This window comes from Streptomyces sp. NRRL F-525 (assembly GCF_000716605.1).
In the GTDB taxonomy this organism is placed as follows: Bacteria; Actinomycetota; Actinomycetes; order Streptomycetales; family Streptomycetaceae; genus Streptomyces.
In genome coordinates this window covers 118603-139797 of the sequence record NZ_JNXE01000018.1, presented here as the reverse complement: position 1 = coordinate 139797, position 21195 = coordinate 118603, and the positions used below count along the sequence as shown (strand labels likewise).

17 protein-coding genes are annotated in these 21195 nt (G+C 69.4%); 3 read left to right on the top strand and 14 right to left on the bottom strand.

Features of this window, described 5'->3' with window-relative positions; translation table 11 throughout:
- The first annotated feature begins 31 nt into the window (after positions 1–31).
- The 3 genes from OO69_RS25970 to OO69_RS25960 are packed head-to-tail and all read left to right on the top strand — an operon-like array spanning position 32 to position 5095.
- Positions 32–394: a hypothetical protein gene (locus OO69_RS25970; protein WP_033283184.1), complete on the top strand. Its 363-nt coding sequence runs from the start codon at positions 32–34 to the stop codon at positions 392–394.
- Positions 378–4673 carry a DUF6531 domain-containing protein gene (locus tag OO69_RS25965; RefSeq protein WP_078652562.1) on the top strand — a complete coding sequence of 1432 codons (4296 nt, stop codon included), beginning with the start codon at positions 378–380 and terminating at the stop codon, positions 4671–4673. The genes OO69_RS25970 and OO69_RS25965 overlap by 17 nt, the downstream gene beginning before the upstream one ends.
- Positions 4670–5095: a hypothetical protein gene (locus tag OO69_RS25960; RefSeq protein ID WP_051801196.1), complete on the top strand. Its 426-nt coding sequence runs from the start codon at positions 4670–4672 to the stop codon at positions 5093–5095. The genes OO69_RS25965 and OO69_RS25960 overlap by 4 nt, the downstream gene beginning before the upstream one ends.
- A 98-nt stretch (positions 5096–5193) precedes the next feature.
- On the opposite strand, the gene OO69_RS25955 is transcribed toward OO69_RS25960, so the two are convergent.
- The 14 genes from OO69_RS25955 to OO69_RS25890 all read right to left on the bottom strand — a co-directional run bounded on the left by OO69_RS25955 (position 5194) and on the right by OO69_RS25890 (position 21112).
- A complete protein-coding gene (locus OO69_RS25955) occupies positions 5194–6297 on the bottom strand; it encodes a right-handed parallel beta-helix repeat-containing protein (RefSeq protein ID WP_033283225.1) in 1104 nt (367 codons plus the stop codon).
- Positions 6298–6328: 31 nt separating this feature from the next.
- Positions 6329–7366: a pectinesterase family protein gene (locus tag OO69_RS25950; protein WP_033283224.1), complete on the bottom strand. Its 1038-nt coding sequence runs from the start codon at positions 7364–7366 to the stop codon at positions 6329–6331.
- A 2-nt stretch (positions 7367–7368) separates the two neighbouring features.
- Entirely contained in the window at positions 7369–8538 is a 1170-nt protein-coding gene (locus OO69_RS25945; protein WP_033283183.1) for a pectinesterase family protein, read from the bottom strand.
- A gap of 88 nt (positions 8539–8626) precedes the next feature.
- Positions 8627–9937, bottom strand: a complete 1311-nt coding sequence (locus OO69_RS25940; protein ID WP_033283182.1) for a pectate lyase family protein — start codon at positions 9935–9937, stop codon at positions 8627–8629.
- 17 nt (positions 9938–9954) lie between these two features.
- Positions 9955–10740, bottom strand: coding sequence for a rhamnogalacturonan acetylesterase (locus OO69_RS25935; protein ID WP_033283181.1), 786 nt, complete (start codon positions 10738–10740; stop codon positions 9955–9957).
- 106 nt (positions 10741–10846) lie between these two features.
- A complete protein-coding gene (locus OO69_RS25930; protein WP_033283180.1) occupies positions 10847–12184 on the bottom strand; it encodes an ABC transporter substrate-binding protein in 1338 nt (445 codons plus the stop codon).
- Between the two features lie 114 nt (positions 12185–12298).
- On the bottom strand, positions 12299–13807 hold the full coding sequence (locus OO69_RS25925) for a glycoside hydrolase 43 family protein (protein WP_033283179.1): 1509 nt from the start codon (positions 13805–13807) through the stop codon (positions 12299–12301).
- Complete coding sequence (locus OO69_RS25920) at positions 13804–14649, bottom strand: PmoA family protein (RefSeq protein ID WP_033283178.1); 846 nt, start codon at positions 14647–14649, stop codon at positions 13804–13806. Before OO69_RS25920 ends, OO69_RS25925 begins: the two co-directional genes overlap by 4 nt.
- A complete protein-coding gene (locus OO69_RS25915) occupies positions 14649–15842 on the bottom strand; it encodes a Gfo/Idh/MocA family protein (protein ID WP_033283177.1) in 1194 nt (397 codons plus the stop codon). The genes OO69_RS25920 and OO69_RS25915 overlap by 1 nt, the downstream gene beginning before the upstream one ends.
- A 49-nt stretch (positions 15843–15891) precedes the next feature.
- Positions 15892–16776: a carbohydrate ABC transporter permease gene (locus tag OO69_RS25910; protein WP_033283176.1), complete on the bottom strand. Its 885-nt coding sequence runs from the start codon at positions 16774–16776 to the stop codon at positions 15892–15894.
- Entirely contained in the window at positions 16773–17708 is a 936-nt protein-coding gene (locus OO69_RS25905) for a carbohydrate ABC transporter permease (protein WP_033283175.1), read from the bottom strand. The genes OO69_RS25910 and OO69_RS25905 overlap by 4 nt, the downstream gene beginning before the upstream one ends.
- A gap of 112 nt (positions 17709–17820) precedes the next feature.
- The gene (araD, locus tag OO69_RS25900) at positions 17821–19551 is read right to left on the bottom strand and encodes an L-arabinonate dehydratase (RefSeq protein ID WP_033283174.1); all 1731 of its coding nucleotides are present in this window, start codon (positions 19549–19551) and stop codon (positions 17821–17823) included.
- On the bottom strand, positions 19539–20447 hold the full coding sequence (locus tag OO69_RS25895; protein ID WP_033283173.1) for a dihydrodipicolinate synthase family protein: 909 nt from the start codon (positions 20445–20447) through the stop codon (positions 19539–19541). Before OO69_RS25895 ends, araD begins: the two co-directional genes overlap by 13 nt.
- A complete protein-coding gene (locus tag OO69_RS25890; RefSeq protein ID WP_033283172.1) occupies positions 20444–21112 on the bottom strand; it encodes a GntR family transcriptional regulator in 669 nt (222 codons plus the stop codon). The genes OO69_RS25895 and OO69_RS25890 overlap by 4 nt, the downstream gene beginning before the upstream one ends.
- Between the last annotated feature and the right edge of the window lie 83 nt (positions 21113–21195).

Here is a 21195-nt window from a genome sequence, read left to right as displayed (position 1 = left end):
GTGGACGCGACTGCGAACGGGGGAACGCGCGATGGGTGACGGCAAGGACCCGGCCGAGGTCCTCGACATCAAGACCGCCGATATCAAGCGGGCGGCACCGGACTTCCAGACGGCGGCGGTTGATCTGGGCAAGGCGCTGACCGCGCTGGTGAAGTCCCTGGACGGGCTGGGCGAGCCGTGGGGAAACGACAAGCAGGGCAAGGAGTTCGGCGACTCCTACAAGCCGTTCCAGAAGAAGATCGAGAGTGCGGCGGGCACGCTGGTGCTCGGTCTCACCAGCATTCACGAGGCGATGGCCGATCTGGCGGACGGTCATGTCGACAACGACGAGTTGATCGCGGGGATGTTCACCGAAGTGAAGGTCACGAAGTCGGACGGTGCCGGTGAGCGTTGAGGACGAGGCCCGGAAGATCCTGCTGGATCTGGGCCTGTGGTGGCCGGAGGCCGACTCGGGGAAGCTGCGCTCGGCGGCGACGGCCTGGCGTACCTTCGCGGACGCCGTGGACGATGTACGGGGTCCGGTCCAGCAGAGCGCGTCGTCGATCATCCACAACAACACCGGTGAATCCATTGAGGCGTTCGGCAAATTCTGGGGCCGCTACGCGCAGAGCGCACAGGGCAAGGACAGCGGCTGGCTGAAGGACCTGGCCGACTCGGGCCGCCAAATGGCCACCGCGCTCGACAAGTTCGCCGACGCGATCGACGACGCCATCAACAAGCTCTGGACGCAGATCGGCATCGACGCCGCCGTGATCGCGGGCGGGGTGGCGCTCGCGTTCTTCACCGCGGGCCTGGCCTCCGGCGCGGCCGTCGCGGCGGCCGACCTCGTCATCGAGTTCGGCGCCGGTCTCGGCGTGGCCGTCTCCACGACGATCGCCGAGATCGCCGCGGGCACCCTGGTCGCCGCGACCTTCGGCGGGATCGAGTCGGTGACCGTCGACCTGGCCGTGGCCCAGCCGTTGAAGATGGCGACCGGCCTGCAGCAGGGCTTCAGCCTCGACGAGGTCAACCAGGCCGCCAAGGACGGCATGATCTTCGGCGGCGCGCTCGGCGCGGGCGGCGGGGTCGTCAAGGCGGGCATCGAGGGCGCGTTCAGCGACACGACACCCCTGTTGCTACGACCGCCGTCGCTCCGCCCCGACCTCGTCGAACTCGGCCCGGCCGCCCGCAACGCCGACCGCACCCCCTGCGTCGGCGAGCCGATCGACGTGGCGACCGGCGCGATGCTGATGACGGCGACGGACCTCGCGCTGCCGGGAAGCCTGCCGCTGGAGTTCACCCGCACCCACCTCTCCTCCTACCGCGGCGGCGTCCGCTTCGGCCCGACCTGGATCTCCACCCTCGACGAGTGCCTCCAGATCGACGGCGAGGGCGTGGTGTTCGCGGCGGCGGACGGGATGCGCCTGGTCTACCCGGTCCCGGAACCGGGCGTCCCGGCCATGCCGGTCAAGGGCGTCCGCTGGCCCCTGGACTGGGACGGCAAGCCGGACAGCGCGATGACGGTCACCGACCCGGCGACGGGAGTCGTCCGCACCTTCGCCGCCCCGGTCCCCTCCCCCACCTTCGGCGTCTTCCACCTCGCCCTGGACTCCTGGACCGACCGCGACGGCACCCGCGTCGACGTCGAACGCGACGACGAGGGCATCCCGTTCGGCCTGCGCCACTCCGGCGGCTACTACGTCGCCGTCGACACCACCGGCCCCCGCATCACCGCCCTGCGCCTGCTCGACGAACCCCCGTCGCGCTACGGCCCCGACGGCCCGGTGGGCGAGGGCACGGTCGTCATGCGCTACGGCTACGACGGCGCCGGCAATCTCACGGAGGTCGTCAACTCCACCGGGGAACCAGTGCGGTTCGCGTACGACGAGCAGGGCCGGATCACCAAGTGGACCGACCGCAACGGGACTTGGTTCTCCTACGTCTACGACGAACGCGGCCGGGTCGTCCGCACCGAGGGCGTCGACGGCATCCTGTCCGGCACGTTGACCTACGACGACTCGACGCGCACGACGACGTACACCGACTCCCAGGGCCGCGTCTCCACGCACCGCCACAACGCGGAGGGCCTGGTCGAGGAGGAGACCGACGCGCTGGGCAACGTCACGCGAACCCAGTGGGACGAGTACGGTTCGCGGCCGGTCACGGCGACGGACCCGCTGGGCCGTACGACGCGATACGCCTACGACGAGGCGGGGAATCTCACCGAACTCACGTTGCCGGACGGCTCGTTGGCGCGGGCGTCGTACAACGGACTCGGTCTCCCGACGGAGGTCACGGAACCGGGCGGGGCGGTGTGGCGCCACACGTACGACGAGCGCGGCAGGCTGCTCGCCACCGTCGACCCGACCGGCGCCGAGACCCGGCACACCTATGACGAACGTGGTCACCTGACCGGCGTGGTGAACGCCCTCGGGCACACGCGTGAGATCCGACGCGACCCCGCCGGACTGCCCATGGCCCTGACCGACGAACTCGGCCACGTCACGACCGTGCGACGCGATGCCTTCGGCCGCGTCTTGGACGTCACCGACCCGCTCGGGCACACCACCCGTATGGGCTGGACGACCGAGGGCCGGGCGGCCTGGCGTGAATTCCCCGACGGCACACGGGAGTCGTGGGAGTGGGACGGTGAGGGCAACCTCCTCCGCCACACGGACCCGGCGGGCAACAGCACCCGCTACGGCCCCGGCCGCTTCGACGTGCCGGCGACCCGTACCGACCCCGACGGCGGAACGTACGCCTTCGCCCACGACACCGAGCTGCGTCTGACCGGGGTCACCAACCCGCAGGGCCTGACCTGGTCCTATCGTTACGACGAGGCCGGGCGGCTCGTGGGCGAGACGGACTTCAACGGCCGGACCCTCACCTACACGCACGACGCGGCGGGTGGCCTGCGCTCCACCACCAACGGGGCCGGTGAGACGCTGCACTTCACGCGGGACGCGCTCGGCCGGGTGACGGAGCAGGTCGATGAGGCGTGCGAGGTCACCAGATACGCCTACGGCCCGGACGGTCACCTCGCGCACGCGGCCAACACGCATGCCGACGTCACCGTCGAACGCGACGCACTCGGCCGGGTCCTCACCGAAACCGTCGACGGCCGCACGACCACCTGCGCCTACGACGCTCTCGGCCGGCGCACCCGTCGTCGTACCCCGAGCGGCATCACCTCGCAGTGGACGTACGATCCGGCGGGGCGACCGGCCGAACTCCGCGTCGCCGACGGCGTGTTGGAGTTCACGCACGACGCCGGGGGACGCGAGACGCTGCGCCGCGTCGGCACGGACATCGCCCTCTCCCAGACCTGGGACACGGCCGACCGTCTCACCACCCAGTCCCTCACAACTCGGGGCACCACGGATACAGACGTCCTCCTCCAACACCGCGCCTACGCCTACCGGGCCGACGGCCACGTCACCGAAATCCGCGAACTGACCTCGGGCACCCGCAAGTTCGACCTCGACACCATGGGCCGCGTCACGGGCGTGCGCGCTCACGGCTGGACCGAGACGTACGCGTACGACCGCGTGGGCAATCTCGCCCATGCGGCCGCGCCGGCGCACGAGGCGCCCGGTGACCGGGAGTTCGAGGGCTCCCTCGTCCGCCGGGCCGGCCGCACGTCCCACGAGTACGACGGACAAGGCCGCCTGGTACGCAGGACACGCAAGCTGCTCAGCGGGCAACGACAGGCCTGGACGTACGAATGGAACACGGAGGACCGTCTCACCGGGGCGACCACGCCGGACGGTGAGCGCTGGCGCTACGAGTACGATCCGCTCGGCCGCCGCACAGCCAAGTACCGTCTGGACGAGGGCGGTTCGACGACCGGGCGGACCGACTTCACCTGGGACGGCACGCAGCTCGTCGAACAGCGGACCGCCGACGGCGCGGTCATCACCTGGGACTACGCGCCCGGCACGCACCGCCCTCTCACCCAGACGAGCCACCGGTCAGCGGAGCCCACCGCGGGCACGTCGTTCCTCGCCCGACTGGCCGAGGACACGACAGCCGACCGCACCCTCCGTTTCCACGCCGTCGTCACCGACGCCGTGGGTACACCGACCGAACTCGTCTCGACCGGCGGCGACGTCGCCTGGCAGCGCCGTACCACCCTCTGGGGCACGAGATACCCGGCGCCCACGGACGACCACGAGTCCGTCGACTGTCCGCTCAGGTTCCCCGGTCAGTACGCGGACCCCGAAACGGGGCTGCACCACAACTTCCACCGGTACTACGACCCGGAAACCGCCCGGTACATCTCCTCCGACCCGCTCGGTCTCGACGCCGGCCCGAACCCGTACTGGTACGGCCCGCATCCGCTGACCTGGATCGATCCCCATGGGCTGGCGCTCTGCCGCACCACCCCGAGGCTGGAGGACGGCGACCCCAAGCAGGGCTGGCAGCACATCGACGAGCGTCACATCGCGGGCACCGCGGCGGACGGCCACGGCGATCTCATGCCTCCGACGACCACACGTGACCAGGTGGACAAGGCCGCGAGGACAATGATCCAGAGGGGCACGCGGGTCTCGGATCCCGCGCGCCGGATCCAGATCTTCGAGAAGAGGATGACGGTGAACGGGATGTCGGCCCGCTACCGGCTGGTCGTCGACTCGGGGGACGGAAACCGCGTCATCACCTTCTTCCCAGTGGAAAAGAGCTACACCCCGTGATCACTGTGCAGTTCACCGTACGACCCGGCCAGGGCGACCCGAGCGGTTTCGACCTGGGTGACATGTCCGTCACGGGGGATCTCGGTACAGCCGACTCGGCGGGTCGTACGCCCGACCAGGGAATGATGATCCATCTCTCGGTGGTACAGCTGCTGGACGGCCTCGGCACGTTTCTCCGGGGCGGCGACAGGGTGTTCACCTTCACCGGCGTCGACACCTCGTTCACTCTCGTGGTCCGGCGTACCAAGGACGGCCTCTCCGTGGCGTCCAGGGACGGCGTCATCGCCCGCACGACCCCTGCCGAGCTCGCCTCGGCCGTCCTGCGCGCGGCCGAGTCGCTGTCCCGCGCCCTTCCCTCCGAGGACCCGGTGGCATCCGACTACGAGGACTCCCTGGCGGCGTTTCGCGCACTCGCGACGTGATCGACGTCGTCTTCGCCCTGGGCGGTCCGCCCGCTCTGTGGTGCGGACGCGGGCTCGGCCGACCTTCCGCGGCACCTCGACCGAGCCCACGCCACACGTCAGTTCATCGTCGCGCCGATCGTCGTGCTCCCCGTCGTCAGGAACGTCGTCGCCGGGAGTGTGCCGCTCGATGAGCGGGCGTTGTACGTCGTCGACGCGTCCGTGGAGATGAAGGACGGGGTGGAGATGCCGGAGTCCCAGTTGTTGCCGGACGAGGTGACCGCGGAACCCTTGCTGACCGAGCCGCCGCCGTTGCTGACCGCGAGGTTCTTGCCGAGTTTGGCTGAGCTGGTGGCGAAGTAGTAGCCCGAGCCGCTGTTGGCGTACGCGGTGGTGCGGTTGATGACGATCGAGCCGGTGTTGGAGTTCTCGGTGAAGCCGTTGCCCGAATTCCCCCAGGCGGCCGAGTTGTTGACGACATGGGCGACGGTGACGCCGTTGCCGCCCAGCTTGTAGCCGTTGCCGTTGCCCTCGAAGGCGGAGTCGCCCCAGCGGTTGATCCCGTTGCCGAAGGACCAGCTGTGCTCGATGGTGACCGGCGACGAGAAGGACCAGAGGTCGATGCCGTCGTCCGAGTTGTTGTACAGCCGGGCGCCGGTGACGAGGTTGCCGGTGCCGGAGCCGAACTTGATGGCGACCCCGTCGGCGTTCTGGCCATGGGTGGCGGCGTCGTAATTCCCGTACGAGTCAAGGTTCTTGACCGTGTTGTTGACGGTGCCGTCGCCGGTGAGCGTGAAGCCGGAGTCGCCGCCGTTGATGGTCTTGACGTTGCTCCAGTTGGTGCCGGTGCAGGACTGGCAGACGACCGCGCTGTCCGGGGAGTTCTGGAAGGTCAGGTTGGAGACGTTCCAGTAGTCGGCGGTCAGCTTGAAGATCCAGGAACCGGACGGCAGTGACGAACCGTCGATCTTGACCGTCTCCGAGCCGTACGCGGTGAGGGTGATCGGCGCGGAGGAGGTGCCGTTGGCCGTCGACTGGAGGGTGGCCGTCGGGTAGTAGGTGCCGGCCCGGACCTGGATGACCGTACCGGCGGTGGCGTTCTTGATGGCGCTGGTCAGATCGGTGGAGTTGCTGACCACGACGGTCGCCGCGTGTGCCGGGGTGGCGATCACGGCGAGTCCGAGCGAGGCCGTGGTCACGGCGAGTGCGGTGAAGGTGCTGATACGACGCATGACGTGCGGGTCCTTTCGTCGATCAGAGTGGGCGGACGGGTCGCCAGTCACCGAGGTAGGCGGCAGGGGTGTGCAAGTCAGCCTCGGCGGGCGTGAGTTGGGGCCGGTTCTCCGCGACGGTGATCACGGAGCCCGGCCCTGTGTTGCGGTACTCGGCAAAGCGCATCGACTGCCAGGGATAGGCGTCGCGCATGTTCGTGTACGGCGCGACCGGGTCGATGCCGGGCCCGATCCGGGTGTCCCGCACGACGAGGGACGGCCACGCCGTCGTCTCGTACGACGGGACCCACGGCCGGGCCAGCTTGTACGCGGCGTCCTCGGCGCCGGAGGTGATCCGGGAGCGGACCGCGAGGATGCCGTGCGGGTTGGCACGGGCGGTGGACGGCGCGAAGACCATGCCCTTGGGCGTGAAGGCCACGTCCCGTTGCAGGGTGTGGAAGTGGCAGTCCGCGAAGACCGCCGTCGCCCGCCCGAAAACGAAGTCGACGTCCCCCTCGATGTAACAGCGGGAGAAGTACTGCCGGTCGAAGACCTCCAGCGCCGACGTGTCCACGAACAGCGTGTCCTGGTGGGCGAGTAGACGGACCCGCGCGAACCGCGAGCGGTCCCCCGTCACATACGCGGCCACCGCCTGCGTCCCCGTGATCTCCGGATGGTCCGCGCGCAGCCAGTCGTTGGCGAGCGTGAGGTCCCGTACGGTCAGCCCGGGCGCCGCCGACGTGAAGGTCGCGGAGCCCGCCGTACCGTACGTCGTCCCCGAACCGTCCGGTTTCTGCGTCCCGTTGGCGTTGTCGTAGACGATGACGACGTCACGCGGGTCGCGGGTGGCCCCGCGCAACGTCAACTCACCAGCCCCCGCAGGCACGTTGACGACCTCGCGGTACGTCCCCGGGTGCACGACGACCGTCCAGCCGCTGCCCTCCACCGCGTCGACGGCGGCCTGCACCGAGTCACCGGGCCGGACATGCAGCACACGACGACGGCCGAGACCTACGGCGGGCCCGGCGCCTGCGGCCACCAGCCCACCGACGATCCCCGTCAGGAGGGTGCGTCTGCGCAGGGTCATCGCCGCCCCGGCTTCCAGTCGCCGAGATAGACCTCACGCGTCGCCGACTCGGCCTGTGCCGGGGTGAGTTGGGGCCGGTTCTCCGGCACGCTGATCTCGGCACCCGGACCCGCGTTCCGGTACTCGGCGAACCGCTGCCCCTGCCAGGGATAGCTGTCCGACATGTTGGTGTACGGCGCCACCGCGTCGATCCCGGCGCCCAGCACCGTGTCCCGCACGGTGAGCATCGGGTGGGCGGTGGTGTCCGAGCCGGGCACCCAGGGACGGGCCAACTTGTAGTAGGCGTCCGGGGCTTGGCTGCTCACGCGGCTGTGCGTCACCAGGTATCCGCGCGGGTTCGCGACCGCCGTGGAGGGCGCGAAGACGAAGCCGTACGGCGCCGTCGCCAGGTCGGTGCGGTTGAGCGTCCGGAAGTGGCAGTGGTCGTAGACGGCGGTCGCGCGCCCGAAGACGAAGTCGACGTCTCCCTCGACGTAGCAGCGCGCGTAGTACTGGCGGGCGAAGACGCCGAGGGCGAACGAGTCGGCGTACAGGGTGTCTTGATGCCCCAGGAAGTGGCAGTCGAAGAACGCCGAACGGTCGCCCTGCACCTTGATCGCGACCGCTTGGGTGCCGGTGATCTCGGGGTGGTCGGCACGCAGCCAGTCGTTGGCGAAGGTGATCCGGCGGGCGGTGAATCCGTCGGTGCGGATGGTGGTGGTGGCCGAGCCGGTGGTGCCGTAGGTGCCCGAACCATCGGGTTTCCGCGTCCCGTTGGCGTTGTCGTAGACGATGACGACGTCACGCGGGTTCTCGCTCGCGCCGATCCAGGTCATCTCGGAGGCGGCGGGGGTGAGTTGGCCGGTCGCCGGGTCGGTGACTCCGGCGGTGACCGTCTCGCGGTAGACGCCGGGCGCGATGACCAGGGTGTACCCGGCGGTGGTCGCGGCGGTGACGGCGGCCTGGACGGTGGTGAAGTCGCCCCGGCCGCGCGGGTCGACGTACCGGGTGAGCGGGGTGAGGCGCGCGGCGGGTGAACCGTAGCGGCCGAACGCGCGCGGTCCGCCGACGGCGAGGGCGGGTACCGCGGTGAGGCCGAGCGCGGCGCCCGCGCCGACGCCGACGCTCGCGACGAGGAATCCCCGTCTGGACAGGGGAAGTTGGCGGGAGTGGTGGTGCGAGGGCATGCGGGTGCTCCTTCGCGGTGCGGCTCGTGAGGTGGGCCCCGGCGCCGGGCCGGTCGGGAGGAACCGGCCCGGTGTGTACGGGTGTTGGTCAGCGCAGGCGGCCCGCGCCCGCGCCCCGGTCGACGATGAACGGCACGGCCTTCGCGGGGTCGATCTTCGTGCGCAGGGTCGGGGTCCAGCCCGCGCCGGACTGCAGGATCTCGGTCGGAACTCCCGCGTTGTGGACGGCGATCAGGTCGGTGAGCTCGCCGTTGACGTAGTTGTCGTCGGCGGTGAGCGGCGCCTCGGACCACTTCTTGAGGATGGTGGCCTCGTCGATTCCGGCCGGGACCGTGAACGCGTTGTGTTCCGCGACGAGTTGGGACTCCAGCCCGATGCCGTAGCTGTAGCCGTATCCGGGGTCGGCGACGAAGTGGTTGTTGTACGAGTCGACTTGGCCGAAGCGGACGCGGGGTGCGCGCTCGACGAGGTTGGAGAACAGGTTGTGATGGAGCGTCACCTTCAGATGGCCCCGGTCGATGGCGGCCGTGGAGGCGCTGTCGCTGTTGCCGATGAGGATCGTCTTGTCGTGGTCGGTGAAGACGTTCCAGGAGGCGGTGACGTAGTCGGCGGCCTTGACGATGTCGAGTTCGCCGTCGTGCTGCTCGAAGATCCGCCCGTAGTAGGTGGGCAGCGAACTGTCCGGGTGGGCCCCGTCGGTGAACGTGTTGTGGTCCAACCACACATGCGTGGAGCCGTAGATGACGGCACTGTCGTACTCGGAGTTCCAGTTGCCGGTGTCGCCGTCGGTCGGGTCCCACTGCGGGAAGCAGTCGAGCGGGCTCTCGAAGGCGAGGTTGCGGACGATGACGTTGTCGACGGCCGTGATCTGCAGGCTGGCGCCCTTGAAGCCGGCGTTCCTGCCGATGCCGATGATGGTGGTGTTGGCGGGGACGAACGCCTTGATGGCGGTGTTCTGGTTGGCGGCGGAGACGCGGCGCAGGCCCTCGGGGCTGTCGGCGGGCTCGTTGTCGAGGTTCTGCCCGTAGCCCCAGACGGCGGGGTCGTAGGTGGCGAGGTACTGGGCGAAGTCGTAGCCGGGCGCGGCGAAGGAGTCGCAGCCCTCGGCGTTGGCGTCGATCACACCCTTCACTCTGATGATCTTCGGCGCGGTGCCACCGGCGGCCAACGCGGCCTTGAAATCAGCCCAGTTGGAGACGGTGTAGACGTGGTCGGGGGTGGCCGCCGCGCCACCGCTGGTGCCGGTGCCGTAGGAGGCCCAGCCGTCAGCGGCGCCGAGGGTCTGGCGGTCGAGGGGGCGCGGATGAGCCTGGGCGGTGGTCGTGGTGACCGCGAGGGCCAGGGCGGTGCAGCCCACCAGCGTTGCTATGACACGTCCATGACATTTCTGTGTACGCATCGTGCGGGTCTCCTTGCCTACGCGTCCGAGACGTCGCTCGCCTCGGGCCAGGTGATCCAGGACGTCGGAATGTCCTCGTGCAGCCGGACGACATCACGCGACGCGAGCACCCGCGTGCGCAGCAACTCCCGCGCCACGAGCCGCGCCACGGCGATCGCACCGGGCGGATTGAAGTGCGTGTTGTCCTGCTCGGTGTCGGTCCAGTTGAAGTAGACCTTCGTCTCCTCCACCCCGAGCCGCTGCCACAACGCGAGCGACAACGCCTCGATGTCGAGCAGCGCGACCCGCTCCTCCTGCGCGAGCGCCCGCATCGCCGCCGGGTAATCCCCGTGCGTCGGCAGCGCGTTGCCGTCGACGTCGAACCTGCGACGCTCGACGGGGGTGGCGAGCACGGGCCGAGCGCCATGAGCCCGGGCCCCTTCGATGTAGAGCCGCAGATAGTCCTGGTACGTCGTCCAGGGCTCGGTGTAACGGGTCGGATCGGCGATCTTCTCGTCGTTGTGCGCGAACTGGACGAGGAGGAAATCACCGGGCCGGATGGCGGCAAGGATCACGTCCAGCCGCCCTTCATCGACGAAGCTCTTCGAACTCCGCCCGTTCACGGCCTGATTGGAGACTTTCACTCCCTTCCGCAGAAAGAAGGGAAGCGCCATACCCCACCCGGTCTCCGGAGCTTCGACGGAGTACTTCTGCGCGGCGGTGGAATCACCGGCGATGTAAAGAGTGCGGCCCTTCCGCCCTCCGGGTCGAAGAGGAACGGCGGCCAGCGCCGCGAGGGTGACCTGCCTACGGCTTAAGGACACAGGGGTGCCTTTCAACGCAGCTGAGGTGCATGTCTTTTAGGGGCGCGGGGAACTGCGCGACCAGCCACAACGGGCCCGCAGTCCCCCACAACCGCAACCACCCAACTCAGTGGTTCTTCTTCCAGTCCGCCTGAGCCTTGTTCAACTGATCAGCCAACGTGTCCAGGAACTCCTTAGCCGTCACCTTCCCCAACAACAGCTTCTGGAAGTTCGGCTCGTTGTCCGCCTTCGAGATCGTGTTCCAGTCCGGCAGGTAATACGGCAGCTGCACAATCTTCGTGGAAGCCCCGTTCAACGCCGCCGCAGCCAACTGCGTAGGCTCGGACTTCTGAATCCACGCCGCGTCAGCCGCGTCCATGTTGGCCGGCACCTGCCCAGCAGACTCGTTGTACTTCGAGTTCTCCCCCGCGGACACCGCGAACTCGATGAACTTCCAGGCCGCTTCCTTGTTCTTGCTGGACTTGAACAGACTCAGCCCGTCAACGGGGTTGGAGATCTGCACCCGCGTACCGTCGTCCAGCGTCGGATTGGGAATTCCCTTGAACTTGTCCGCGCCCAGCGCCTTCAGATGATCCTGGTACGACCCGAGGTTATGGCTCAACATCCCGATCGTCCCGCTGTCCCACTGCGCGACCATCTTCGTGAAGTCGTTGTTGAGGTCGGCGGACGGAGTGTCCTTCTTGAACAGCCCGACGTACTTCGCCAACGCGGCAACATTCTTCGGGTCGTTGACCGTCGTCTTGTCCCCGTTCCAGAAGGACGTGATCCCGGTCTGCCCGTACACCGCGTCCAACGCGGGCGCGATGGACCCCTCGCCACCGCGAATGGTGAACCCGAACTTGTTCTTCGCCTTGTCGGTGAGTTTGTCCGCGGCGGCATAGAACTTCGACCAGGTCGTCGGCGCGTCCAGCCCCGCCGCCTTGAACAGATCGGTGCGGTACCACAACGTGCCATTGTTCGCGGAGGTAGGAATCTGATACAGCGTGTCCCCACCCCCCGCGCTCTTGCTGACATCAAGCAGGTTCTGACTCAACTTCCCGTTCAGAGAACTGGACTTGAGCCGGCTGTCCAACGGCTCCAGCGCCCCCTGCACCGCGACCTCGGCCAGCACCGCCGTTCCGACCCCGCCGACGTCGGGCAGCCCGCCGCCCTGGATCGCGGTGTCGTACTTGGACTGGGCGCTCGCGGCCGGTATCCCGACGTACTTGACCTTGATGTCGGGGTTCTTCTTCTCGAAGTCCGCGATGATCTGCTTCCAGATGTCGGTGCGGACACCGCCGTTGTTGTCCCAGAAGGTGATCGTGCCCTTGCCGGACCCCTCGCCGCCCTTGTCCCCCGCGGCCCCGCTGCCGTCGTCGCCGCACGCGGTGGCGGTCAGCGCGAGCACGGAGCCCAGGGCGACGGCCACGGCGGCACGCCTGCTTCTGCGGATGCTGGTCTTCATAGAGCGGCTCTCTTCTTGTGGATGCGACGGTGTGGTGGCCTCGCGGGCGGTGGGCAAGCGCTTGCCACGGAGGTGCGTCATTGCGACTCCCAACAGGCGGACGGGCAGGGTGAGTCAGAGAGAACTGATCCGGAACCGCGTGAAACCGGCCGCGCCGGCATGTCCCGTGCCGACGGGCGCGAGCGCGAACAGCCCGAGCAGGGCGCCGACCCAGCGCCAGGGGGTGGCGGCGAAGACCTGACCACTCGGCCGTGGCCCGCCCCCGACGTCGTAGAAGAAACGGCACCGCGCCCCCGAGCCGATCTCGACGCGCAGCCGGACCCGGCCCTCGGGGGCGAGGCAGGACTCCCCCGCGTCCCGTTCGCGCTCGGCGACGGGCTCGGCGAAACGGTGGACGAACCGCACCTCACCGTCCGCGCCCCGCTGAAGTCCGATCCAGCTGTACGCGTCGCCGAGCACGGCGAGTCCGGCCCGCGCCCCCAACTCCTCGCTGTGCAGCCGCAGTTCGACCTCTACGGCGACCGGTGCGGCGGGGAGTCGCTGGGTGAGGAGGTTCGGGAGGCGGCGCAGGTCGTGGGCGTCGGCGGTGCGGGCGCAGGTCAGGCGCAGGCCGTCGCCGGAGTGGTGGGTGGCCCAGCCGTCCTGGGGGTTCGCCGTCCACTGCCACTGGCGGCCGTACCGTCCGCCGGGGAAGTCGTCGTCGGTGGCGGGCGCGGCCGGCGGCTGCGGCGGGAGGTCCGGTTTCCGGTGTACGGCTACGGGGGCGCCCGCGTCGCCGATGACCGGCCAGCCCTCGGCGTCCCAGCGCATCGGCTGGAGGTGGACCAACCGGCCGTAGGCGCCCCGCTGTTGGAAGTGCAGGAACCAGTCCTCGCCGGACGGGGTGCGCACCCACGCGCCCTGGTGGGGGCCGTTGATGTCGGTGTCTCCTTGTTCCAGGACGACCTTCTCCTCATACGGGCCGAAGAAGCCGCGTGAGCGGAGTGCGCCCTGCCAGCCGGTCTCAACTCCCCCTGCGGGGGCCAGGATCCAGAACCAGCCGTCGTGCTGGTGGAGTTTGGGGCCCTCCAGGGTGAACCAGCCGGGGATGCGGTCCGCGTCGACGATCACCTTGCCGTCGTCGAGGAGGGTCGTGGCGTCGGGGTGCATACGGTGGCCGGTGAGGCGGTTCTTGATCCCCGCGCGGGACTTGGCCCAGGCGTGGACGAGATAGGCTTCGTCGTTGTCGTCGTCCCACAGGGGGCACGGGTCGATCAGGCCCTTGCCCTCCTTGAGGAGGTGCGGGCGGGTCCAAGGGCCGCGTATCTCGGGGGCGTTGACCTGGAAGATGCCCTGGTCGGGGTCGCCCCAGAAGATCCAGAAGCGTTCGTCGTGGTACCTCAACGCCGGTGCCCAGACACCGCAGTCGTGGCGCGGGGTCCTGAACTCCCGTGCCGGTTCCAGGCGTTGGAGGGCGTGGCCGACCAGGGTCCAGTTGACCAGGTCGCGGGAGTGCAGCAGGGGCAGGCCCGGGACGCGGCCGAAGCTGGACGCGGTGAGGTAGAAGTCGTCGCCGACGCGGATGACGTCCGGGTCGGACCAGTCGGCGTTCAGGACGGGGTTGGTGTACGTCTCGTGGGTCACTGGCCGACCGCCTTCCGCACGAGCGCGGCGGCCTCGGCACGGGAGAGGCAGCCATCGGCCACGACGGTGACGATCCGTCGTACGACCGTGTCGCCGGGCGGTATCGGCAGCCGCTCGTCCGACGCCAACGACGCGCCCACGCCCGGGTATTCGGCGGTGCGGACGAACCACGGGTCCTGGCGGGAGCGGTCCGTGGCGCCCGCGAAGACCAGGGTCCAGCCGGTGCCGGCGAGGGCGAGCCAGTCGGCGCGGGTGCCGTGGACCTCCGGTTCGCCCTCGTGGTCGGCGGTGAAGACGCTCGGGGTCTCGGCCTCCTTGCGGGCCCGCCAGAAGAAGCCGCCGTAGGCCGCGCCGGGGCGGCCGTTCGTGGCGGGGCTGCCGATCGAGAGGGTGTCCGGAGTGACGTTGGTGAGGGAGAAGGTGAAGTCCAACGCCCAGGCGCTGTCGGTGAGTTCGGTGGCGGCGACCGTACGGCGTTCGCGGAGCAGTTCGGCGCCGGAGGCGACCCAGCGGAGTTCCTCCACGAAGCCGTCGGGGTCGCGGAGCTGGAAGCCGGCGTGGCGTTGGGCGCCGTGGTTGTCCAGTTCCGTGGGGCCCTGGCCCTGGACGTAGGTGCGGCCGCCCCAGAAGTTGTGCCCCTCGACGTCGGGAACGGCGACACCGACGCCGAGGTGGTGGGTGTGGTCGACGGGGCTCAGCTCGGTGACCGCCGTGCCCGCCAGGGTGGTCACGGGGTGCAGATACGGGCGCGGGGAGAGCCGGTCGGGCAGCTCGGGCCGGGTGACGTACCGGGCGACCGGGCGGCCCGCGACGCGCAGCACCGGCGTGTCATGGGTGATCATCAGGTGCTCACCTCTTTCGGTGGGGCCCAGGAGGCGCCCAGCTCTGAGTAGAGGGCGAGGGTGTCGGCCGCCGCCGTGACCAGTGCGTCGATGCCGGGGACGACCCGGCGGTTCTCCGCGGGGATGAGGTGCCAGGCGTCGGTGGGCAGCGGGGCCGGGTCGGGGGCCTCGCGGATCGCCTCGACGACCTTCATGAAGGCGCCGGTTGCGTCCGGTTCGACCAACAGGGCGTCGCCGTCGGTGAGATGGGCGACCAGGTTCTCCAGCAGGTCCGTGCTGCCGTACTCGAACTCCTCCGGGCCGTGGCCCGCGCGCTGGAGCAGGACGCGGTCCTGCTTGTACCAGTAGGTGATCCGGCCCTCGGTGCCGTGCACCAACACGTAGGGCTCGCCGGGGTGTTCGGCGCACAGGGTCACCGCGACGGTGACCGGGCGGCCCTGGACGGTGGTGACGCGGACGCAGGAGGTGTCGTCGGACTCGATGTCGTTGGCGCGGACGAGTTCGGTCTCGATGCGGACGACGTCCTCGGCGCGGGTCGTGTCGTTGAGCGCGAGGGCGGTGGCGACGGCGTGCGCGAGGGGGTTGGTGAGCGCGCCGTCGATGACGTCGACGCCGTTCAGGCGCCGCTTGCCCGCCCAGGGGGCGCGCCGGTAGTAGGCCTCGTCGCGGGCCCAGGCACCGGCGCCGCCGACGCCGGTCAGCGTGCCGATCGCGCCCTTCTCGATCAGTTCGCGGACCGCGGGCACGGCGTGCGAGCCGAGCGACTGGAACCCGATCTGGCAGACCACTCCGGCGGCGGCGACCCCGTCGGCCATGCGCCGGAACTCGGCGTACGAGGGCGCGGGCGGCTTCTCCAGCAGCAGGTGCACGCCCCGCTTCGCGGCGGCCAGGGCGAGGTCGGTGTGGGTCGGGATCGGGGTGCAGATCACCGCGACCTGGGCGCCGGTGGAGTCGAGGAGCCCGCCGAAGTCCGGTGACTGCGCGGGGAGTTCGCCCCCGAACTCCTCCTCGGTCAGCGGGGTCAGCTCGCAGATGCCGACGAGGCGTACGAGCCCCTTGTCCTGGAGCCGGCGGATGTTCTCGACGTGCCAGCGGCCGTGACCGCGCGCACCGGCGAGGACGATGGAGACGGGCGGCGTGACTGCCGTAGCCGCAGGTGTGGTGACGGTCGTAGGACCGGTGGTGGGGTTCATGGGATTCTCCCTGCTTCGACGATCTTCGTCAGCAGGGTAAGCGGTTGCCTCATCCCTTCACCGCCCCCGCGCTGAAGCCGGTGATCAGCCACTTCTGGATGAAGGCGAACACGATCACCACCGGTACGGCCGCGATGATGCCGCCCGCGGCGAGCGCTCCGAGGTCGACGCTGTCGGCGCCCATCAGGGTGTTGAGGCCGACCGGGATCGTCTGCTTGCTCTGGTCGGACAGGAACATCAGGGCGAACAGGAAGTGGTTCCAGGCGTGCACGAAGGCGAAGGAGCCGACGGCGATCAACCCGGGCCGCAGCAGCGGGAGGACGACGATGCGGAACGCGGCGAAGCGGTTACAGCCGTCGACCCAGGCGGCCTCCTCCAGGGACTGCGGGACGTTCCTGATGAAGCCGCTGATCAGGATCATCGAGAGTGGCAGCTGGAAGACGGTCTCCGCGATGACGACGCTGCCGAGCGAGTTGATCATCTGGAGCTTGGCGAAGATCTGGAACAGCGGGACCAACAGCAGGGCGCCCGGCACGAATTGGGAGCAGAGCAGGGCCAGCATGAACGCGCGTTTGATCCTGAACTCGAAACGGGCGAGCGCGTAGCCGCCGGCCAGCGCGACCACGGTGGTGAGGATCAGGGTGGCGACGCCGACGTAGACGCTGTTCTGGAAGTAGACGCCGAAGCTGCGTTCCGTCCACACCTTCTGGAAGTGGTCGAAGGTCATCGGCCAGGGCACGAGCGAGGTTGAACCGGCCGGGCGGAACGCGAAGAGGAGGATCCAGTAGAAGGGGATCAGGGTGAAGACGAGGTAGATCCCCAGGGGGACGTAGATCTGCCAGCGCGGGACCTCGTCCCAGGCGCGGCGGACCTTGCGCGGCTGCTGCGGGGCGGCGGACTCCCCCTCGCGGGCCGGGGCGATCTCGGTGATCACTTGTCGCCGCCTCCGAACTTGCTCAGGCGCAGATAGACGATCGAGAAGAAGAGCAGGATCACGAACGCGACCGTGGTGAGGGCTGACGCGTAGCCGAAGTTGTGGGCCTCGACGCTGGTGTTGGCGACGTAGAGCGGGAGCGTGGTCGTCTCGCCGGCCGGGCCGCCGCCGGTCAGGGTGTAGAGCAGGTCGACGTTGTTGAACTCCCAGACCGCGCGCAGCAGTGTGGACAGGACGATCGCGTCCTTGAGGTGCGGCAGGGTGATGTTCCGGAACTGCTGGAAGCGGCTCGCGCCGTCGACCTCGGCGGCCTCGTAGAGGTCCTTCGACACGGACTGCAGGTCGGCGAGGATGAGGATCGCGAAGAAGGGGACCCCTCGCCAGAGGTCCGCGACCACCGCTGCGGAGAAGACGGTTGAGGGGTCGGAGAGCCAACTCGTGCCGTACTGGCCGATTCCCATGTCGGCGAGGTAACGGGTCACGCCCGTCTGGGAGTTGTAGAGCAGCACCCAGATCGCGGAGGTCAGGACGCCCGACACGGCCCACGGGGAGAACACCAGCGCGCGGCCGATGGAACGGCCCACGAAGGTCTGGTTCACGATCAGTGCGAGGGCCAGGCCGAAGAGCAGTTGCAGGCCCACCTCGACGACGACCCACTTGGCGCTGAACGTCAACGTGTCCCAGAACTGCGGGTCGTTGGTGAAAGCCTGGGTGAAGTTGTCGAGGCCCGCGAAGCCGTTGCGCCACGGCTTGGTGGGGTTGTAGTTCTGCAGGCTGTAGTAGAAGACGCTGATGACCGGGTAGGCGATGAAGCCCAGCATGAGCAGGGCCGCCGGGGCGATCAGCAGGTACGGGAGCCTGCGCGGGGTCGCGGAGGCACGGCGCCGCCGGGGTGGCGCGGGCGGTTTCGCCACGGCTGCGGCTTGGGCCATGACTGTTCTCCGTTCAGTACAGGAACGCTCAGTGCAGGACGCTCAGTGCAGGACGCTCGATGCAGGACGCTCGATGCAGGAAGCGCTTGCTCGATGGGCATGCGGAAGGTGCTCAACCGGCGTACGGGTCAGGCACCTTGCCCGGCCGGGCCAGGAACTCGAAGTCGCAGCCGGTGTCCGCCTGGGTGATCTGGTCGTTGTAGAGCGCGCCGTAACCGCGCTCGTACCGTGCGGGCGGCGGTGTCCACTCCGCCCTGCGTCGCTCCAACTCCTCGTCGTCCACGTTGAGTTGGAGGGTGCGCGCCTCGACGTCCAGGGTGATGGTGTCCCCGGTCCGTACGAGCGCCAGTGGTCCGCCGACGTACGACTCGGGCGCGATGTGCAGCACGCACGTGCCGTAACTCGTCCCGCTCATCCGGGCGTCGGAGATGCGGACCATGTCCCGGACGCCCTGCTTGAGGAGGTGGTCGGGGAGCGGGAGCATGCCGTATTCGGGCATGCCGGGGCCGCCCTTGGGGCCCGCGTTGCGCAGCACCAGCACGCTGTCGGCGGTGATGCCCAACTCCGGTTCGTTGATGGTGCGTTGCATGGTCCGGTAGTCGTCGAAGACGACCGCGGGGCCGGTGTGCTTGAGCAGGTGGGGTTCGGCGGCGATGTGCTTGATGACGGCGCCGTCCGGGCAGAGGTTGCCGCGCAGGACGGCGACCCCGCCCTCGCTCGCGACCGGGTTGTCGCGGGGTCGGATCACGTCGTCGTTGTGCACCTGCGCGCCCGCGAGCTGCTCGCCGAGGGTGTCGTACGAGACCGTCGGCCGGTCGAGGTGGAGCAGGTCGGTGATGCGGGAGAGGAAGCCGGGGAGGCCTCCCGCGAAGTGGAAGTCCTCCATGAGGTACGTCTGTCCGCCGGGCCGTACGTTCGCGAGGACCGGGACCGTGCGGGCGATCCGGTCGAAGTCGTCGAGGGTGAGGCGGACACCCGCGCGGCCGGCCATGGCGATCAGGTGGATCACGGCGTTGGTGGAGCCGCCGAGGCCGAGGACGGTGGTGACCGCGTCCTCGAAGGCCTCCTGGGTGAGGATCGACGAGAGAACACGCCCCTTGTGGACTTGTTCAACGATCCTCATGCCGGATTGCGCGGCCATCCGATCGTGCCCCGAGTCCACGGCGGGGATGCTCGACGCACCCGGCACGGTCACCCCGAGCGCCTCCGCCGCGGCCGTCAGCGTGGACGCCGTCCCCATGGTCATGCAGTGCCCCGGCGAGCGCGCGAGGCCGCTCTCCAGTTCGGTCAGCTCGCACTCGCCGATGAGGCCGGCGCGCTTGTCGTCCCAGTACTTCCACATGTCGGTGCCGGAGCCGAGGATCTCGTTGCGCCAGTGGCCCGGCAGCATCGGCCCGGCGGGGACGAAGACGGTGGGCAGGTCGACGGAGGCGGCGCCCATGAGCAGCGCGGGGGTCGACTTGTCGCAGCCGCCCATCAGCACGGCGCCGTCCACGGGGTACGACCGCAGCAGCTCCTCCGTCTCCATCGCGAGGAGGTTGCGGTAGAGCATCGGGGTCGGCTTCTGGAAGGTCTCGCTGAGGGTGGCGACCGGGAATTCGAGCGGGAAGCCGCCGGCCTGCCACACCCCGCGCTTCACGGCCTGCGCGCGCTCACGGAGGTGCACATGACAGGGGTTGATGTCGGACCAGGTGTTGAGGATCGCGATGACGGGCTTGCCCAGGTGTTCCTCGGGGAGGTAGCCGAGCTGGCGGGTGCGGGCGCGGTGGCTGAAGGAGCGCAGCCCGTCGGTGCCGTACCACTGGTGGCTTCTGAGCTCGTCCGGTGACTTCATACGGACCATCCGGAGGCTATCGCGGCGACCTCGGCGCGCTCGTTCTCGGGCAGGGGCCTGCTGGGCGGGCGGACGTCCCGGCGACACAGGCCGAGGGACGCAAGCGCTTCCTTGACGATCGTGACGTTGTTCGCGGAGCCGTTCGCCGCCCTTAGCTCCTCGAATCGGCGGATCTGCTCCCACACCTTCATCGCGCCCGGATAGTCCCCTGATCGAAGCGCTTCGATCATGTTCAGCGAGACGGACGGGGCGACGTTCACGAGCCCTGAGGTGAAGCCGGTGGCGCCCGCCGAGAAGTAGGAGGGCGCGTACGGTTCGGCCAGCCCGGCGACCCACACGAAGCGTTCGAGCCCCGCGTCCCGGGCGAAGGCGGCGAAGCGGGCCGCGTCCGGGACGGCGTACTTGACGCCGATCACGTTCGGGCAGTCGTCGGCGAGTTCGGCGAGGCGGGCGCCGAGGAGCTGGGCGTTGCGGATGTACGGGACGACGCCCAGGTCGGGCACGGCCTCGGCGATGGCGCGGTGGTAGTCGACCCAGCCGTCCTGCGAGACGTACGGGTGGACGGGCTGATGGACCATCACCATCTGGGCGCCGAGGTCGCGGGCGTGGTGGGCGGAGGCGATGGCGGTGGGTACGTCGTGTCCGACGCCGACGAGGATCGCGGCGCGGTCGCCCGCCTCGTCGATGGTCAACTCCGTTACGAGCCGCCGCTCTTGAGGGGTGAGGGCGTAGAACTCGCCGGTGTTCCCGTTCGGCGTGAGGATGCCGACGCCGCCGTCGAGGAGGCGGCGGAGCAGGGCCCGGTGGGTGTCCTGGTCGACGCTGCCGTCCTCGGCGAACGGGGTCACCGGGATGGCCACCACGTCGGCCAGGGCGGTGCGTTGGGCCTCGAACGCCGCTGTCATGCTTGACCGTCCTCTCCCTGGGTTCCCAACTCGGTGCCGGGGAAGGCCCGTTGGACGAACGACGCGATGTGGGCGTGCAGTGCGGTGGCCGCGCCGTCCGCGTCGCCGTCGAGGGCGAGGCGCAGGATCTCGCGGTGTTCGCCGGCCTCCCGTTCCCAGGAGGGCGAGGCGGCCCAGGCGACGGCGGAGACGAGGGCGGCCTGGTCGCGGACCTCGTCGAGCATCCGGCCGAGCAGCGGGTTGCCGCACGGCAGGTACAGGGCGCGGTGGAACTCCCGGTTGGCGAGGGAGCGTTCGGCGGTGTCGGTGGCCTCGTCCGCGCGGGTCAGCGCGGCGCGGGCGTCGTCGAGGGAGGCGTTGCGCCTTACGGCACGGCGCAGAGCCTCGGGTTCGAGGAGCAGCCGTACGTCGTACACCTCGCGCGCCATGTCCGCGTCCACCATGCGCACCGTGACGCCCTTGTACTGGTTCATCACGACGAGCCCGGTACCGGCCAGGGTCTTGAGCGCCTCGCGCACCGGGGTCTTGGACACCCCGAACTGTGCGGCGAGGTCGGTCTCGACCAGGGGCTGACCCGGCGTCAACTGTCCGGTGAGGATGCGGCGTTTGATCTCCTCCTGCACGTACTGCGTGCGGGACGGGATCGGCGTGGGCACAGAGGTCATGCGCGCCTCTCGGATGTCACGTGGCTGCGGTCGCGGATCGGATCTGTCAGATCCATCGGATCTCACGTATCTGATCTCGCGTA

Coding starts and splice junctions, on each gene's coding strand:
- OO69_RS25920 (WP_033283178.1), bottom strand. CDS start 14,649: ATGATCACCCATGACACGCCGGTGCTGCGCGTCGCGGGCCGCCCGGTC.
- OO69_RS25970 (WP_033283184.1), top strand. CDS start 32: ATGGGTGACGGCAAGGACCCGGCCGAGGTCCTCGACATCAAGACCGCC.
- OO69_RS25905 (WP_033283175.1), bottom strand. CDS start 17,708: ATGGCCCAAGCCGCAGCCGTGGCGAAACCGCCCGCGCCACCCCGGCGG.
- OO69_RS25895 (WP_033283173.1), bottom strand. CDS start 20,447: ATGACAGCGGCGTTCGAGGCCCAACGCACCGCCCTGGCCGACGTGGTG.
- OO69_RS25930 (WP_033283180.1), bottom strand. CDS start 12,184: ATGAAGACCAGCATCCGCAGAAGCAGGCGTGCCGCCGTGGCCGTCGCC.
- araD (WP_033283174.1), bottom strand. CDS start 19,551: ATGGTCCGTATGAAGTCACCGGACGAGCTCAGAAGCCACCAGTGGTAC.
- OO69_RS25915 (WP_033283177.1), bottom strand. CDS start 15,842: ATGAACCCCACCACCGGTCCTACGACCGTCACCACACCTGCGGCTACG.
- OO69_RS25890 (WP_033283172.1), bottom strand. CDS start 21,112: ATGACCTCTGTGCCCACGCCGATCCCGTCCCGCACGCAGTACGTGCAG.
- OO69_RS25940 (WP_033283182.1), bottom strand. CDS start 9,937: ATGCGTACACAGAAATGTCATGGACGTGTCATAGCAACGCTGGTGGGC.
- OO69_RS25945 (WP_033283183.1), bottom strand. CDS start 8,538: ATGCCCTCGCACCACCACTCCCGCCAACTTCCCCTGTCCAGACGGGGA.